16 protein-coding genes and 2 pseudogenes are annotated in these 17,146 nt (G+C 40.3%); 9 read left to right on the top strand and 9 right to left on the bottom strand.

From position 1 onward, the window contains the following. Nucleotides 1-137 precede the first annotated feature (137 nt). Complete coding sequence (mmuM, locus tag MKY65_RS03130; RefSeq protein ID WP_339182308.1) at nucleotides 138-1,082, bottom strand: homocysteine S-methyltransferase; 945 nt, start codon at nucleotides 1,080-1,082, stop codon at nucleotides 138-140. 145 nt (nucleotides 1,083-1,227) lie between these two features. On the opposite strand from mmuM, the gene gpmA reads away from it, so the two are divergent. Beyond that, a complete protein-coding gene (gene gpmA, locus MKY65_RS03125; RefSeq protein ID WP_339182305.1) occupies nucleotides 1,228-1,923 on the top strand; it encodes a 2,3-diphosphoglycerate-dependent phosphoglycerate mutase in 696 nt (231 codons plus the stop codon). Between the two features lie 519 nt (nucleotides 1,924-2,442). Here the strand turns inward: gpmA and MKY65_RS03120 are convergent. Beyond that, nucleotides 2,443-2,997: pseudogene (locus tag MKY65_RS03120) on the bottom strand (N-acetylmuramoyl-L-alanine amidase); the annotation flags it as partial. A 248-nt stretch (nucleotides 2,998-3,245) separates the two neighbouring features. On the opposite strand from MKY65_RS03120, the gene MKY65_RS03115 reads away from it, so the two are divergent. The 4 genes from MKY65_RS03115 to MKY65_RS03100 all read left to right on the top strand — a co-directional run bounded on the left by MKY65_RS03115 (nucleotide 3,246) and on the right by MKY65_RS03100 (nucleotide 6,483). Then, nucleotides 3,246-4,304, top strand: coding sequence for an ABC transporter substrate-binding protein (locus tag MKY65_RS03115; protein WP_339182303.1), 1,059 nt, complete (start codon nucleotides 3,246-3,248; stop codon nucleotides 4,302-4,304). A 7-nt stretch (nucleotides 4,305-4,311) separates the two neighbouring features. Further along, nucleotides 4,312-5,079, top strand: a complete 768-nt coding sequence (locus MKY65_RS03110) for an ABC transporter ATP-binding protein (RefSeq protein WP_339182301.1) — start codon at nucleotides 4,312-4,314, stop codon at nucleotides 5,077-5,079. 6 nt (nucleotides 5,080-5,085) lie between these two features. After that, nucleotides 5,086-5,904, top strand: coding sequence for an ABC transporter permease (locus MKY65_RS03105; protein WP_339182299.1), 819 nt, complete (start codon nucleotides 5,086-5,088; stop codon nucleotides 5,902-5,904). Between the two features lie 393 nt (nucleotides 5,905-6,297). Beyond that, a complete protein-coding gene (locus MKY65_RS03100; RefSeq protein ID WP_339182298.1) occupies nucleotides 6,298-6,483 on the top strand; it encodes a hypothetical protein in 186 nt (61 codons plus the stop codon). A gap of 382 nt (nucleotides 6,484-6,865) precedes the next feature. Here MKY65_RS03100 and MKY65_RS03095 read toward each other — a convergent pair whose 3' ends face one another. From MKY65_RS03095 to MKY65_RS03070, 6 genes are all read right to left on the bottom strand, one after another. Continuing rightward, the gene (locus MKY65_RS03095; RefSeq protein ID WP_339182296.1) at nucleotides 6,866-7,918 is read right to left on the bottom strand and encodes a 2,3-butanediol dehydrogenase; all 1,053 of its coding nucleotides are present in this window, start codon (nucleotides 7,916-7,918) and stop codon (nucleotides 6,866-6,868) included. A gap of 347 nt (nucleotides 7,919-8,265) precedes the next feature. Beyond that, nucleotides 8,266-9,105: a Cof-type HAD-IIB family hydrolase gene (locus tag MKY65_RS03090; protein ID WP_339182293.1), complete on the bottom strand. Its 840-nt coding sequence runs from the start codon at nucleotides 9,103-9,105 to the stop codon at nucleotides 8,266-8,268. Between the two features lie 308 nt (nucleotides 9,106-9,413). After that, complete coding sequence (locus MKY65_RS03085) at nucleotides 9,414-9,722, bottom strand: PTS sugar transporter subunit IIB (RefSeq protein ID WP_339182291.1); 309 nt, start codon at nucleotides 9,720-9,722, stop codon at nucleotides 9,414-9,416. A 1-nt stretch (nucleotide 9,723) separates the two neighbouring features. Then, entirely contained in the window at nucleotides 9,724-10,059 is a 336-nt protein-coding gene (locus tag MKY65_RS03080; RefSeq protein WP_339182288.1) for a PTS lactose/cellobiose transporter subunit IIA, read from the bottom strand. 3 nt (nucleotides 10,060-10,062) lie between these two features. Beyond that, on the bottom strand, nucleotides 10,063-11,352 hold the full coding sequence (locus tag MKY65_RS03075) for a PTS sugar transporter subunit IIC (protein ID WP_339182286.1): 1,290 nt from the start codon (nucleotides 11,350-11,352) through the stop codon (nucleotides 10,063-10,065). 11 nt (nucleotides 11,353-11,363) lie between these two features. Continuing rightward, complete coding sequence (locus tag MKY65_RS03070; RefSeq protein WP_339182284.1) at nucleotides 11,364-12,674, bottom strand: 6-phospho-beta-glucosidase; 1,311 nt, start codon at nucleotides 12,672-12,674, stop codon at nucleotides 11,364-11,366. Between the two features lie 323 nt (nucleotides 12,675-12,997). On the opposite strand from MKY65_RS03070, the gene MKY65_RS03065 reads away from it, so the two are divergent. Together MKY65_RS03065 and chbG are read left to right on the top strand one after the other, a co-directional pair. After that, nucleotides 12,998-13,720, top strand: coding sequence for a GntR family transcriptional regulator (locus MKY65_RS03065; RefSeq protein ID WP_042531552.1), 723 nt, complete (start codon nucleotides 12,998-13,000; stop codon nucleotides 13,718-13,720). A gap of 27 nt (nucleotides 13,721-13,747) precedes the next feature. Further along, nucleotides 13,748-14,446 (top strand): chitin disaccharide deacetylase, encoded by a 699-nt coding sequence (gene chbG, locus MKY65_RS03060; protein ID WP_339182280.1) that lies wholly within the window; start codon nucleotides 13,748-13,750, stop codon nucleotides 14,444-14,446. A 124-nt stretch (nucleotides 14,447-14,570) separates the two neighbouring features. Here the strand turns inward: chbG and MKY65_RS03055 are convergent, their stop codons facing one another. Beyond that, nucleotides 14,571-15,611, bottom strand: coding sequence for a YdcF family protein (locus MKY65_RS03055; protein ID WP_339182277.1), 1,041 nt, complete (start codon nucleotides 15,609-15,611; stop codon nucleotides 14,571-14,573). Between the two features lie 160 nt (nucleotides 15,612-15,771). Here MKY65_RS03055 and MKY65_RS03050 point away from each other — a divergent pair, with 160 nt between their 5' ends. Together MKY65_RS03050 and MKY65_RS03045 are read left to right on the top strand one after the other, a co-directional pair. Beyond that, nucleotides 15,772-16,926 carry a CapA family protein gene (locus MKY65_RS03050; RefSeq protein ID WP_339182274.1) on the top strand — a complete coding sequence of 385 codons (1,155 nt, stop codon included), beginning with the start codon at nucleotides 15,772-15,774 and terminating at the stop codon, nucleotides 16,924-16,926. After that, nucleotides 16,923-17,060: pseudogene (locus MKY65_RS03045) on the top strand (PLP-dependent transferase); the annotation flags it as partial. The gene MKY65_RS03050 and the pseudogene MKY65_RS03045, both read left to right, overlap by 4 nt. Nucleotides 17,061-17,146 lie beyond the last annotated feature (86 nt).

Here is a 17,146-nt window from a genome sequence, read left to right as displayed (position 1 = left end):
AACTATTAACCTAGGTAACTATACAGTTTATTACTAATATTGTCAAGGGGTGATTGAAGAAAAAATGACGGCTCTCCTTGGTTGGAAAGCCATCATTTATCCCACGCTGTCTTTTATGATAAAAGGAAATCTAGTCTCTATTGATTTTTTCTCAATATCTTATAGATTCCCCTAATATCCTCCGGGCTTGTCCGGCAGCAGCCGCCGATAATTTTCGCTCCTTTTTTAGCCCAATCAGCAGCAGCTGTATCCATATGAATATGGTTATCTCCATACCATGTTTTCGTTTCTGGATTATAATGTTCGCCAGAATTCGGATAGATAATAATAGGTTTTTGCGTACAGGCGTGCAATACTTGAACAGATTCACTGACAAATTCTGTTGTCACACAGTTTACACCTATAGCTGCAACCTGGCTGCATGCGTTTAAAACTTCTGCACATTCTTTTAGGGTCATTCCTTCACTGATATGAACCGCATCTCGCAACGTAAACGTCATCCATGCAGAAATATCAGGAAATTCTTTCAGTACATCACAGATAACTCGTGCTTCCTGAAGAGATGGAATGGTTTCCACCGCTAATAAATCCGCTCCCGCTTCCACCAAAGCTTCTATACGCGGCTTGTGAAAATCATATAAAAACGAATCACTTACGCCGTAGTTCCCGATGTACTCTGAACCATCTGCAAGATAAGCGCCATATGGCCCGACAGAACCGGCTATTAATGGATAGGGACGGAATGATTCCATTTTTTCCATCCAGTAATCGTCCCGCGCCTGCTGTGCTAATTCTACTGTTTTTTTCATAAGTGCTCTTGAATCTGCTTCACTTATCCCGCGCTTTTTAAAACCATCTATACTTGCCTGATAACTTGCTGTGATTGCAATATCTGCCCCCGCCTCAAAATAAGCATAATGAACCTTTCTGATTTTTTCAGGCTCGTCCAGCAAAACACGAGCTGACCACAAGGGATTCTCCAAATCACAATCCAGTTTTTCTAATTCTGTTGCCAATGCTCCGTCTAAAATTAATGTATTAAATTGATCCAGCAGCTGTTCAATCGGATTAACTTTTACCATTACCTGCAACCTCCATCTCCTTTTATTTACTAGCTTAACGCATTCTCTTCTTTCTGCAAATTTTTAAAAGTTATCTCTTCGCATAATGTGTAAATCCTTCCAAACAGTGGTATGTTATATGTAAAAGGATAGTGAGGGATTATATATGAAGCTTGTACTGATTAGACATGGACAAAGTGAATGGAATCTGGCCAACCTTTTCACTGGATGGACCGATGTGGATTTAACAGATCATGGAGCTGCAGATGCGAAGCATGCAGGTCAAGCATTGAAGCAGCATGGGTTCCACTTTGATATAGCTTATACATCCTATTTAAAAAGAGCCATTAAAACACTGAATTATGTTTTAGAGGAAACAGACAGCCTGTGGGTCCCCGTCCATAAATCCTGGAAGCTGAACGAAAGGCATTACGGCGCTTTGCAAGGATTAAACAAGCAGGAAGTGGCAGAGAAATACGGGGCTGAGCAGGTGCATATCTGGCGCCGCAGTTTTGATACAGCTCCTCCGCTTTTAGAAAAAGAAGATGAACGTTATCCTGGACATGAGCAAAAATATAAAGAAATACCCGAAGATGAAATCCCTCTCGGTGAAAGTCTGGAAACAACCATCAAACGCGTTATCCCTTACTGGGAGGAAGTAATAAAACCATCTGTAAGAGCAGGGAAAAGTGTTATTATCGCTGCACACGGGAACAGTTTAAGAGGTTTAATGAAATACCTTGAAGATATCAGCGATGAGGATATTGTAAATGTTTCCATCCCTACCGGAGTTCCACTTGTTTATGAATTAGATGACAATTTAGAACCTGTTTCAAAATACTTTATAGATCAGGAAGAATAAAACTTCATTCAGCAGAGAATCAACGTCTCTGCTGAATGAAGTTTTATTTTATAATCTGCGTGCGCTCGTATCTGGTCCAATATAAATATTACGTCTTCCCCGGCCTGTTTGAATCGTCACGACATTTGGATACGGCTCTGCTAAAATCGTATAAGTCAATCCTCCAAAAGCTGACGGTGTAAGGCTCCAATCACTGTTTTTCTTTACAGGAGTAACATTTAAGGGATACGTTCGCCAGGTGGATGCAGATGCTGGCAAATGAACACGTTTGGCTGAGGAGCCGGTAGAAGTATTACCAGAATTCCCTCCAGATCGGATGGCATTTAATAGCCGTGTATTCTGTGCAGCTGTTCCCGTATAATTTTGAATACCATAAGAGCCAGCCAGCCTGGCACGATTGGCAAAGCTGGAATCTGTTCCAACGGATTTCAAATAATCTACAATTGAATTCGTTTTGCCTGCACCTGATGAAGCGCCTCCCTGGTTATTACTGGAGCCGCCGGAATTACCGGAAGACCCTGAGCTGCTTTTAGAGGATAATTGAAATATCCTCGCGATTCCTCTCGCATGCCCTAAAGCGATTTGCTCCAAAAATGCATCCGATTTCAATTTCGCTGCATCTGCCGCATGGTCGATAAACCCATTTTCCGTTAAAATAGCTGACATTGCCGACTCACGCAGCACATGAAAATTTGCTTGTTTTCTCCCTCGATTTTGAAGGTTCACCTGCTTCATGACTTCTTCATGCATGATTTGCCGATATCTTCCGGTTGCTCCTTGATTAGAAAGACTGGAGTGAATAAAGTCTTCGTACCCAGAACCTCCTCCGGCATTGATATGAATGGAAACAAAATAATCTGCGCCCCACTGGTTCGCATCATTGGTCCGTGCAGCCAATGAAACGGTTCGATCCGACGTACGGCTCATCCGAATTTGATGCCCCTGATAACGATTGTTCAAGATATTTCGTATTTTCGAAGCAATCGCCAGCGTGACATTTTTTTCTTGGAGTCCTTGCCCTACAGCTCCTGTATCACTTCCTCCATGTCCAGGATCCAAGTAAATCTTCGCCATATAGAATTCCTCCTTCCATTTAAGATATAGAAAAAAGAGCTTGCCCGTATGGACGTGCTCCTTACGTGATTTGCTGATTTTTATTACACGACAATAAATAGAAGCATCTTCCTTCTGTAATTTTCCAAAAATTCGTATAGAATTAAGCACTTATTTGTGCTATTCTATTATCTATATATCAAGCATACATACGGTTTTTCAAAAATTCGGACAAGTGCTGGTACTTAATTATGAAGGGGGAAATATTAATGAGAAAGAAAAAAAGTCTGCTATGGATGGCACTCTTAGCATTGCTAGTTTTGCTTGCTGCCTGTGGAGATAATGCATCTGATACAAATTCGGATGATGCACAGCAATCGGACTCAGAAGGATTAACCACTGTTGAACTCGGAATGCTAAAACTGACGAGCTCAGCACCACTATTTATTGGAATAGAGCACGGATTATTTGAAGAGGAAGGAATCGATCTCCAAGTAAATTGGTTCGATGCGGCACAGCCAATTGCTGTCGCTGTAACCGGCGGGGATATTGACGTCGGCGCAACGGGAATTACTGCAAGCCTATACAATATGGTTGCAGGCGGAGAGGAATTATTAATCGTAGCTGATAAAGGAAGAGAACAGGAAGGCTATTCTTCCACTGCATTGTTAGTACATAATGATTCAGATATCGAATCTGTTGAGGAACTAAAAGGGAAACAAATTGGAATTACTCAAACCGGGTCGACTTATCACTACATGGCCGGAAGATTGCTTGAGGAACATGGTCTGACAACAGATGATGTGGAACTTGTTCCATTAAACAGCATTCCTGGATTAATGGAAACTTTGGAAAGTGAACAAGTAGATGCTGTCCTTTTAAATGAGCCGAATATTTCGCTTGTGCTGGAAGAAGGCTACGGGAAAGTGATTGAACAAGTTGGCGATGCATTTGACTACCAGACATCAGGAATCTTTTTCTCCAATGCCTTTGCAGAGGATGAAGAAACGGCAGTTAATTTCATGAAAGCATATGCAAAAGCAACCCAATATTATTATGATGCTGTTCTTGTCAAAGAAGACGGAGAAATCGTTCCAGGGGAAAATTATGAGGAAGTCATCAATATTATTGCAGACTATACGGATCAAGAACCGCAGTTGATTGAAAGCGGGCTGCCTTATATGGACCGGGATGGCGTACTGCTCTCAGAAGATATCCAAACACAAATTGACTGGTATGCAAAGGAAAACTTAATTGATGCGAATGTCAATGCCGAAGATATCGTAAATACCGAGTTCCTTGAACAAGCTTTAAACGAATTGGAGTAGTGACCGTATGAAAATCGTCATTGAAAATGTTATAAAAAAATTTATCGATGCCAAAAAAAATGAAGTGACCGCATTGAACGATATCAATTTCTCTATCAACGAAGAGGAATTCGTCGTACTGGTCGGACCAAGCGGCTGTGGAAAATCGACGCTTTTGAATATTGTAGGCGGGTTATTGTCGCCTACTTCCGGTGATGTATACTTTGATGGAATCCAACAGGATCCCACACTTGGTATCGTGTTCCAGGAAAACGCCCTATTTCCTTGGAGAACCGTTTTTCAGAATGTTGTCTATGGACTGGAAGAACGGGGCGTAAGCAAAAAAGAGCAGAAGGAAATCGGTAATCACTACCTTGAAATGGTGGGCTTATCTGATTTTAGAGATGCTTATCCGAAACAGCTGTCCGGGGGAATGAAGCAGCGGGCAGGAATCGCCCGGGCTCTTGCTGTAGAACCGGATTTACTCCTGATGGATGAACCATTTTCTGCGCTCGATGCTCAGACAAGAACATTAATGCAGGAAGAATTACTTACCATTTGGAATCGCACCCGTCTAAGCACACTTTATGTAACGCATAACATCCAGGAGGCTGTCTATCTGGCCGATCGTGTTATTGTTTTATCCCGGCATCCCGGGCAAATAAAACAAATTATCCACATTGACCTGCCAAAGACGAAACGAAATAGCGAAGAGCATATACAGCAATTTAACCGCTATTCCGAAGAGATTTGGGAGCTCATCCGGCACGATGCCCAGAAAGCCTTGAAGGAGTGATTCGTTATGGAAAAATCAATAGAACAAACATCTCAAAAAACAAATCGAAAAGTCATTAAAAACCGTGTTGCTTATCTCGATAAACAAGTTCCTTTCTACACTCCTTTTGTAGGTATCCTTGGATTACTTCTATTGTGGGAATTGATTGCGCAGCTGGGATTTGTTTCCCCGCTCTTTCTTCCTGCCCCGTCAGTGATTATAACAACTGGTTGGGAAATGCTCACCAACGGGGAAATTATAAGTAACTTGAGCGCCAGTTTATACCGGATTTTAATGGGGTATGCGCTTGGTTCCGTTTTCGGTATTTTAGTCGGGTTAATTCTTGGTTTCTTTCGAACTGCTGATGCTATCGGAACGCCAATTGTCTATTCCATTTACCCGATTCCCAAAATTGCCTTACTGCCATTATTTATCCTGTGGCTTGGAATTGGCGAGCTATCCAAGGTAACCATTATTGCGCTTGGGGTCTTTTTCCCAGTTGTCATCAATACCTTTTCCGGGGTAAAGAATGTTGATCCGCTGCTGGTTAAAGCTGCTGTCACATTCGGTTCCAGCCGTTTCAATGTTATTCGCAAGGTAATCCTTCCCGGTGCATTGCCGATGATTTTTGCAGGACTCAAGCTTGCTGCCGGGACTTCCCTGCTTTTACTTGTATCTGCTGAAATGATTGCTGCCCAGGAAGGACTCGGGTCCATGGTTCTCCACTATGGCAACCTGATGATTATATCAAAACTGATGGTCGGTGTTTTGATTTTATCAATACTAGGATTGACCTTTAATAAAGTTCTTAAATGGCTGGAAGGTAAATTAATTCCGTGGAAATAAAAAAGTTTAAATAGAAAAAATGCAGATAAATCATGCTTCATAAACGGGCCCCTATGAAACAGATACGGTTAAAAAACAACCACTCTATTCTGTTTTATAGGGTTCTTTGCCATATATTTATTTTAGAATGATTGTACGCGGGAGTTGATTATACGTGGGCATTATTTTTCCGTTAACGATTCTAAACATCCCCTCATCCAATTGGGGTGAATTCCATATCTAGGTTTTTTAGAAAACGGAAAACACGAATGCTTTCAATGTAACCCTTCACATGGGGGCCACTTTACTGAAACAGGGAGGAAACTTTGCACTATTCTTTCTTATAACACAAAAAATAAAAATGAAACTTACCATCCTGACAAACGTAGATTTAGTAGGAAGGGGGAACCTTATATGGTATTTCCGTCAAAAAAAGATTGGTGGGTGAGAATTGTTATCTGGGGAGCGGCTCTGCTTCTTATTATACCGCCTGTTTTCTTCCCAAACTTCGGTGTGTGGATGACTCCTGCATTTTTAGATAAGCAATGGATAAAAGTAATCATCTTGGGCTTTACTGGCATTCTTTTATTATGGATTTAGTTCAAAACGAATTACACGGTTGAAGAAAAAACACTAAAAATAACTTGCGGACCTTTTAAGAAAAAAGTAAAAATAGATGATATCCGCAGCATTCGGCAAACGAAAGCTCCATTTACTGCTCCAGCTCTATCTATGGACAAACTTGAAATTAATTACGATTCATTTAAGATTATCGCCATTTCTCCCAAAGATAAGCAGACATTAATCCATCATTTATTAAAACAAAACCCCAATATAGAAATAAAGTGAGCCTTTAAACAACCTGATTCCTATAAAAAAAACTCTGCTTTGGCGGTTCCAGATGGCTGAACAGCGATAACAGATGAAAAGCAAAAGTCCACAGACATGATTCGCCTGTGGACCTTTCAATTATAAATTCTTCTTATTTTGTACTGACCAGAATTTTAGATTGGCTTTTATCGTTAAGAAGTAATTCAAATCCTTCTTCTACGATATTATCTAATTTAATTTTATTCGTCACTACTTTTTCAGCAGGGATTTGTCCACTGGCAATTAAATTAATCACACGATCGTAGATATTGGAATATGCCAGAGAGAATTTAATGTTAGCTTCTTTAATTGTTGATGCAAAAGCATTGATTTCCGGATTTTGTCCAAAAATCGCTAACACACAAACCGTACCTGTACGTTTAATAGCTTCCAGACATGTATCAAATGTCGGCTGAACGCCTGCACATTCTAATGCCACGTCAACACCGTCGCCATTCGTATCTTCCATAATTGTGCCAATCACATCATCTTCCGCTGGATTTAATGTTTTTACAAATCCAAACGTCTCTGCTAACGCTAAACGCTCTTTCGAAACATCACTGACAAATACTTTGCTTGCACCAGCTGCACGAGCTGACAGAACAGTTAATAGGCCAATTGGTCCTGCACCGGTAACCAGTACCGCGTCCCCTGCTTTCACACCTGCCATCTCAACCCCATGATAGGTTACTGCAGTCGGCTCTACAAGTGCTGCCTGCTCCAATGTCATATGATCCGGGATTTGATGACAATATTGTTCTTCCATGACACAGTATTCTGCGAACCCGCCATCATCAGCAAGGCCGATAAATGCGGCATTACTATTTCTGCAAAGGTGATAATTTCCTTCCCGGCATTCCTTACATTCTCCGCAGCGAAGGTTTGGTTCGATACAAACGCGGTCGCCAGGCTTGAACGAGGTAACGCTGCTGCCCACTTCTGTCACCGTGCCGCTAAATTCATGACCCAATGTCAGCGGAGCTTGTCTTTTTGATATTGGATGCTCTTCTGTCGGAATACCAACAAAATGAGAATAAGCATGTAGGTCTGAACCACAGATACCAGTCCATGCTACTTCTACTTTCACATCTTTTGCCCCAACTTCTTTTACTTCGACATCCTCTACACGGACATCTTCTTCAGCATAAATTCTTGCTGCCTTCATAGAAACTCTCTCCTATTCTATAATTTTTCTTATAAAAGGCAGAGTTTGCTTTCACTAAATGAAATACGCACCTGGTTATATAAACCTATTTTTCCAGCAAACACACTCTGTCTACCAATCCATTATACCATACGACTAGTAATAATTAACTATAAATGCTCATGCAACCATAAAACGAAACTTCATTCAGCGGGAGTTTTACGGACGGTTCCCCGTGATAGATTGTAAAATTACCTGAAAAAGACAAAATAAATAGTTGAAAGAATAAAGTAAGTCAGCATCCCCAGCAGAAATACCAAAATATATTTGATTGCTTTTTTCATCACCGCTCACCATCCTGTTCGAAGTTATTCGTCTATTAACTTTTCCAGTACAACCGCAATGCCATCCTCTTCATTCGTTAAAGTAATTTCATCTGCTGCACGTTTCAATTCATCCTTTGCGTTCTCCATGGCGATACTTCTGCCAGCGTATTGCAGCATGGTATAATCATTTTGTCCATCACCGAATGCGATAGTATCTTTTGCCGCAATCCCTAAGGAAGAAAGTGACTGCTCAATTGCGTTGGCTTTATCAATATTCTTGTCCGTGAATTCAAAATAAAATGGAGCAGAAAATGCTGCTGTTACTTGGCCTCGAAACGGCTCTTGCATTTGTTGATAATGGGCTTGCAGGTAATCCTGCTCCCCTGCTACTAAAATTTTATGTGCTGGAAAATCCACAAAATCAGCTAAATCATCCACCTCACACAATTTCAGACCAGCCCCTCTGGCTTCATACCTAATAATATTGATTGCTTCTCCTTCATAATGAATCACATTGTCATACACATCTTCTACATACAGATAATCGTCCCGATCAATCATTGTTTTAACTGTAAAATTCCGCAGATGCTCTAAAACAGCTTTTGTGTAGTTGACAGGCAGGGGCTGGCTGAATAATTCTTTCCCTGTTTCACATTCAACTACTCTTGCTCCATTATAAGATACTATCAACCCCTGATAAGCACTCATTTCTAATTCATTTGCAACATTCTCCATCCCTTTTGATGGTCTTCCAGATGCTAAAACAAGCTTTATCCCCTGCCTCTGCGCCGCCATTAATACTTTCTTTGTTCTTGGCGAAATTACTTTTTCATTTGTCAGTAAGGTCCCGTCTAAATCTAATAATATGGCTTTTGGCTTCATGATTTGTCTCCTCTGTTCTGCTTTTTTATTTACAAATTATGTTTCAACCTTTCCCAATGTAGGCAACGTTATTCAGATATCTCCTTCTATCTTTTCCAATAAATAGCTATCGTTCTATTATATTTTAAAATAAGCTGTTCATCTATTTTTTGATGTGACAAAAGCACCTTCCATCTTTTTAGCTGCTTCTCTATCATAGAACGGAATTGTTTATAGTGGAAGGGGAATGGTACGGATACGCTGAAAATAACTTCAAGCACAAAAACTCATATCCGCCAAGACGCAGATACGAGTTTTTCAAATCAATTTTAATTTCCTTCGTTTAATTCAATAGCCTGCTTCAGAACTTTATCTCCCTGCATCATTCCGTATGCCATTTGATCAATCACAGCCACTTTCACACCTTGGGGTTCTACTTTTTCTTTGATTTTCCCCTCTAGATAGCGAACTTGGGGTCCGATAAGAACAACATGTAACTGATCTAAATGATTCTTCAGCTGTGATTCTGCAACCGCTTCAATATCAGCAGCTACATTTTGCGCTTCTGCTGCTTCCTTCATTTTCTTCACAAGCATCGACGTAGACATCCCCGCTGAACAAACTAAACGTATTTTCATATTATTTCTCCTCCAGACGAATTATTTTTTGATGCATATCTATCATTTCAACGGCTAAATCCTTCACCGTTAATGCGTTCATTAAATGGTCCTGCGCATGGATCAGGATTACGGAAAGCGGAGTTGCTTTCCCATTCGCCTCGTCATGCAATAGGCTTGTCTGCATATAATGCGCTTCCGCAAAGGCCTCCTCCGCAGCATCCATCTTTATAGCTGCTTCTTCAAATTTTCCTTTTTTAGCCAGCAGCAATGCCTCCATCGCATCGGATTTTGCATTTCCTGCATGTAAAATAATTTGAAAGGAAAGCATTTGCACTTCTTCTTTTGTCATTGTCATGTTTTATTGACCTCCCATTTTCTCTTTCATCGCACGTACGCCTGCCATAATGAACGGGATATAGATAATCACTGCCACAGTCAGGTTAATAAGCTGAAGAATAATCCCTCTGGCGCTGCCGCCAGTTACCAGGTATCCGCTTAAAATCGGCGGAGTTGTCCACGGCAGAATTGCCACTGTTTTTGGTACCAGTCCTGTTGACAACGCGATATAAGAAATAACGGTTAATGTAACTGGTACAAGAATGAACGGAATCAGGAAAATTGGGTTTAAAACGATTGGCAGCCCAAAAATCACCGGTTCGTTAATATTAAACAATCCTGCTGGAGCAGATACCTTGGCAACCTCCCGATATGGATGGTTCTTCTCTTTTCTTATCACAATAAAAATAGCTATCAAGAGTGCAATCGTTGTACCTGATCCTCCCATAAAGACAAAGGAATCTAAAAATGGCTTGGTCACCACATTTGGTACATCAAACGCAGACATACCCTGTTGGAAAAGGCTTGCATTTTGCTCAATCAATGGCAGATAAACCGGCTCAATAACCGATCCAATAATATTGGTACCGTGTAAACCAAAGAACCAGAGCAAATGATTTAAGAAAGAAACAACCAGTGCTGCCGGCAATGTATTTCCCAGACCTTGCAGCGGCTCTTGTATCGCATTAAAAATAACCTCAAACATGCTGATTCCTACGAATACACTGATAAGCGCCTGGAATAAACCGACTAATGCAAGTATAATCATCGCTGGAATCAATGCAGCAAACGAGCGGGTTACCCCTTCCGGAACGCCATCCGGCATTTTGATTGTAATATTCGCCTTCACCAGAAGACGGAATAATTCAGTTATCAGCAGCGCAATAATAATGGCCACAAATAATCCTTGCGCACCCAGCCAGGCAAAATTCAATCCCCAATCTGCTGTTTCCGGTACTAAGATGATATAGGAAGCAATGGAGATCAAACCTACCGATAATCCATCTATTTCATAAGACTTAGCTAAATTATAAGCGATTGTAAAGGAAATGAGTAGTCCAATTACGGCAAACGTTCCATTCCAAACACTTCCGCCCAGCGTCTGCCAGTTTCCTTCCCCAAAAATATTATTTAAAATCTTTACCATATCAAAGCTTCCAAAGGCAGGGAAATTATTAATCAATACGGCTAACGAACCGATAATAATCAAAGGCATAATTGCTACAAAACCATCACGAACAGCAACTAAATGACGTTGTGAACCGATACGGCCGGCAATTTCAATAAATTTTTGCATAAATGTATTATTCATTTTTCTTCCCCCTAGCGTTTAAATTGTGGCAAGTAATCTTCATGTGCTTCCAACAGTTCATCTAAAACCACTTTTGCTTTTTTCTCATCTTGAATTAATGGATTTACCAAAAAGGCATTATAGGCATCCTTGTAATCTCCTGACATACTCGCCTTGATTACCAGCTCTTCCATTGCTTTCATATTTTGAATCATCCCCCGCATCGGTGCAGGAATCTTCCCAATTGCAATCGGCTTCGGACCATTCTTTGTAATCACGCAATTCGCTTCAATCACTGCATCATAAGGTAAATCAGGAATCGTGCCATGATTCCACGTATTTACCGTTTGGATATCTTCTTTGTTATTATAAATAGAATCCATTAAACTGCAGGCAACCTGACTGTAAAATGCACCGCCGCGCTGTTCCAGCTCTTTTGGCTTCTCTCGGAGACTTTCTTGTTTATATAGTTCAAACAGAGATTCCTCTAACGCTTGAACAACCTCCGCTCGTGTCCCATTCTCCTCATAAGCTTTTAGATCTTTTTCCAATACGGTTTCCGACTGGAAGTAATATTGATGGTATGGATTCGGCAATAGTCTGGCAGATTTAATAAATGTTTCTGACCAATCTAATGGCATAATATTCGCTGGACTGTAATCAAACTCTTTTTGAAGCAGCTTTTGGAATACATCCTCTGTCCGATCCTCCCCGCTGACATAGACTTTGTCTCCAAACACAAAATGGTTCAGCCCGATAAATTGAATCCATACATCCTCAGGAGGCACCTGTAATAATTCAGCCGTAGAATGACGCATATTAAATGGAATATTGCAGACACCAATAACCTTTTTATGTGCCGAATGATTCAGCAGCGCTTCCGTAACGATACCTGCCGGATTGGTAAAATTAATCATCCATGCATCTGGACAAAGCTCCCGGACTTCTTCAGCGACTTCCATTAATACCGGGATTGTTCGAAACGCTTTCATTATTCCGCCAGCACCATTTGTTTCTTGCCCAATCATTCCATGCTTCAACGGAATCCGTTCATCTTGGGCTCTTGCTGCTAATCCGCCAACCCGAATCTGTGTCGAGACAAAATCTGCACCTTTTAAAGCACTTCTCCGATCCAGTGTCCAAGTTAATTCAATAGCTGCACCAGCCTCTTCTATCATTCTGTTTCCTAATTGACAAATTGTCTCTACCTTTTCTTTTCCAGCTTCCACATCTACCAGAACAATTTCTGAGACAGGTAATGTCGGCTGCCGCTCGATAAGTCCTTCTAAAATTTCTGGCGTATAACTAGAACCTCCACCGATAATTACTACTTTTAAAGACATAATCGACTGCTCCTTTAATTCTATTTTGTAATCGCTTTAATTGTTCCATCTGTATTACTTGTTTTAAATGTATCATACAAATTTTCGTTTGTCTATATAAAACAAAATATAAATGTTATAACAATTGTATTTTTATCGATTATCTAGTAAACTATCTTTATAGTAGAAACTTTCATAAGAATTTAGATGCTGATTTCTTAAAGAATGCTATGGATAAAATCACTTTTTCGTGTCTTTAGTCCTATTCATTGCTTTATCCCTTGTACTTTTACACTTAAAAGGGTATGATTTTTTAAAAGTGTCGCTAAAGGAGTACGGAATCTATGGAAAGAAACCAATCACTACACACTTATATCAAAGAAGAATTGTTACATCGTATTAAGACAAATCAATATCAGCCCGGCGAGAAAATCCCTCCCGAACTGGAATTATGTAAGAGCTTTAATGTCAGTCGTACCACGGTTCGTACCGCTTTAAATCAGCTTACATTAGAAGGGTATTTAGTTCGTCAGCAAGGACGGGGCACGTTTGTTGCAGATAAAAAAGTAAAACAGGCTTTATCCCAGACAGTCAGAAGGTATAGTGACCAATTAGCCGATCAGGGAAAACATCCGGAAATTGAAGTATCAGATATTTCTGTCGTTGCTGCAAATGAATTATTATCTGATCAGCTAAATGTGAATCTCCAGGATCCTATTCAACGTATTGAGCGTGTCCGTAAAGCGAATGGAGAGCCTACACAGTATGAAGTAGCTTATGTCCCCTGGTCTGTTGCTCCGGGAATTACAGCAGAACATGCGGGTCATTCTCTATATAAATCATTAAACGAATTCTTTGATGTGTGGATTGCGAAAACCTCAGAAAATATCGAAATAGCTTTTGCAGATGAGCAAATATGCAAATTTTTAGAGTGTGAGCAAGGTCTGCCCTGCTTCTACATTGAAACACTGGCGGAAGATAAAGACGGAAATAAAGTTGAATTTTCCAGATCTTTTTTTCGGGGAGATAAAACAAACTTCTCGATTGAACGTACTTATTCGAAGTAATTAAAAAATCTATCAGGAGTGGTTTTTATGCGAATAGAAATCAATGCAGACGATTTCGGATTGACAAAAGGAGTGACAGATGGAATCATCCAGGCACATCAAGACGGCTGCGTAACATCAACAACCTTAATGATGAATGGACTTGCAACCGATTACGCTGTCGAAAAGGCGCTGGAAAATCCCAATTTAAAGGTTGGCATCCATCTTGTATTAACTTGGGGAAAACCGCTTCATCCATCTGTACCAAACCTCGTAAAATCAGATGGAACCTTTCGATTTACCAGCGGTTATCGTGATACGGAAGCTCCGAATATTTCAGAAGTCGAATTGGAATGGCGCGCACAGCTGGATGCTTATTTAGCAACAGGCTTGCCGCTTGATCATATCGACAGCCATCATCACGTTCATGGCTGGCCTCCTTTAAAAAATCTAGTAATCAAGCTTGCCAAAGAATACGAGGTTCCTGTGCGTTATGTTGATTCCATAGCAGATCATCCGGAAATATGCTGGACAGATACGCTGTGGACTGGTTTTTATAAAGAAGGGATTACTGATGATTTATTTGATGTTCTTCAAAAAGAAAATGGAACATCGATTGAAGTAATGACCCATCCCGGGCAAGTGGATGATGATTTAAAGAAAGTCAGCTCCTACACGGATGACCGTGAAAAGGAAATAGAAATTCTCAGCAGGATAGAAGTTCCTGATTGGGCAAAGCAACAATAAAACGAAACTTCATTAGGAATTTTACGGACGATTCTCTTTGATAAGAAAAAGAAATCCAAACGTTATCAACATTCTTTCTACAGAATTTGAGATGTTTGGATTTCTTTTATTATGAAGTATTTTCTCAGGTAAGAAAATAGCTGATAATGGATAAAAGCACCGCAAAGCCCATAATAAAGCTGACTGCCATAAAATGACGGCGACGTCCCATAACAACTACCGCAATGTATTCTCTGACCATGGCATTCGGCCAATAGTAAAATGCTGTTTTTGAACCAATCCCCTGGCTGTCCAATCCAGCTTTTCGTGCATAAATCCCAGCACGGAATAAATGAAAATTATTCGTTGCGAAAATACTCTGGTACGTTCCTTCTCCACTCAAGTTATCCATGATTCTTTTGGAAAACCTCATATTTTCATACGTGCTGACTGATTTGTCTTCTTGAATCGTATCTTCCACTGGTATTCCTTTTTCTACAGCATAGTTTTGCATGGCTTCGGCTTCTGGAAGTCCTTCATCCGGGCCCTGTCCCCCGGAAAAGATAATTTTCGGCGGAACCGTAACTTTTTTCTGCTGATGATAAAATTCAATCGCTTTATCAATTCTGCTGGCCAACAATGGAGGCACCCGGTCATTAATCAACCCGCTCCCCAATACAATAATAAAATCTTGATTCCGTTTTGGACGGCTCCATTGATTCAGTCCATAAGCTGTTAAAAAGTTAAACATATGCAAGAAAACATAGATAACAACCAAACTGGCTCCTCCAAATAGCGGATGCAAATACTCCGGGAAAAACTGTGTCGGATTGACCATATTGATAATAATCAATGTAAGTATGCCTATGGCCATAATCAATGTTAAGGAATTCCTGAATCGTTTTCCTTCCTTCCCCATCAACACTTTGGCATTGTAAAATAACCCGCCAATTAATGCGAGCACACCAAACGGAATCATCAAAATCAAAAGTAAAGCAGGAAAAACCAGCACGATATACTGATAGGGCCCATCGATGTAAATATAAAAGAATGCGCAAAAGAAAAAGAAAGTGATTAAAAAGCCATTAAACAGAAGCCCATTAATCAGCTTACGCGGATCCCGAAGATAGCTGATCAGAAATAGAATTAAAAATAATAGCGGTATGGAAGCAATAAAATATATCAAATACACGCACCCCTTTCCAGCTGTTGTCATTGACCTCTCTACTATCTAAGAAGAAGGAAGTTCTTTCATTATAAGCTTTTCTATGGATGAAAGCATTATTTGTTTCAAAATAATTATGTGGTAGAATATATCTAATTAACAGTTAAAGGCGGAGACTTCTATGCATAAACTAACCTATTTTTTCATCGCCCTTTTTCTTTTAACAGCATGCACACCCTCTCCTGATTCGAATACAAGCAGTCCCCACTCTCAAAGAAACATCTCACTGAGCGAGAAGGAAACGGATTGGATTCAACCACATATTACGATTTCTGCAATTGGAGATATTTTAATCCATGACCGTGTATATGACGATGCCTGGGATGGAGAAATATATGATTTTAAACCGATGCTTGCTGAAGTTTTAGATTATTTAAGGGAACCGGAAATCACTGTTGCCAATCAAGAAACCATTATGGGCGGGGAATCTATCGGCTTATCAGGGTATCCTAATTTCAATAGTCCAGTTGAAATTGGAGATGCTTTACAGGATGCTGGCGTCGATATCGTCACCATGGCCAATAATCATACATTAGACAGTGGCGAAGAAGCGATTCAAAACGCCATTGCCTATTATCAAGAAATCGGAATGCTTTACACGGGAAGCTTCCAAAGTAAAAAGGATCAGTCTGAAATCAGGGTAATAGAAACAGAACAGAATATTTCTGTTGCTTTTCTAAGCTATACATATGGAACGAACGGCATGCCTATCCCAGAGGGAAAACCTTATCTCGTTAATTTGATTCAAAGAGAGCAGATCAAAGAAGAAGTTGAAAAAGCAAACGAGCTGGCAGATGCAACAATTATCAGTCTGCATTTTGGCGAAGAGGAAGCGCGAATGCCTAATCAGAAACAAAAGGATTTAGCACAGTATGCTGCAGATCTTGGCGTGGATGTCGTGATTGGTCATCACCCGCATGTTCTCCAGCCGATAGAATGGCTGGAAGGAAAAGAAGGAAACCAGACATTAATTGCTTATTCGTTAGGAAACTTCCTTTCCGGTCAATATCAGTTTTACAATCGTATTGGCGGAATTTTAGAATTTGATTTGGTGAAGGAGGAAGATGAAGTGCTTGTTCAAAACCCCCGCTTCCAACCGACCTTTGTGGAGTTTGAAGAAGAAGAAGATGGCGATACCATGAAAGATATACAAGTTGTTCCATTAGAACAAGCATCTGAGGAGCAGATAGAGAATCTTGATGACGTTTATTCTGAAATGCAAGACCATATGACACAGTGGATGCCTGAATTGGATTGGATGAATTTGTCTAAATGACACATGCAACGCTTCCTGAAAAAACACAGCAGGAACTCGGAATATCCAACACATTACTTCGAATTTCAGTCGGGATTGAGGATGCAGAAGATTTAATGGAAGATCTGGAAAAGCATTACAATAAGGGTTATTAAAAATAACGGTGGCTAGAATGTCTAATTCTGTTCACATCCACCGAGTAAATGAACTATAAACCGTGCTAAAAGTGACCAACTCATGA

Origin of the sequence: Oceanobacillus sp. FSL W7-1293 (assembly GCF_037969815.1) — a bacterium.
Taxonomy (GTDB): domain Bacteria; phylum Bacillota; class Bacilli; order Bacillales; family Amphibacillaceae; genus Oceanobacillus; species Oceanobacillus oncorhynchi.
Note: the sequence above shows the minus strand (reverse complement) of the source record. Positions and strands in the feature narration are given on the sequence as shown.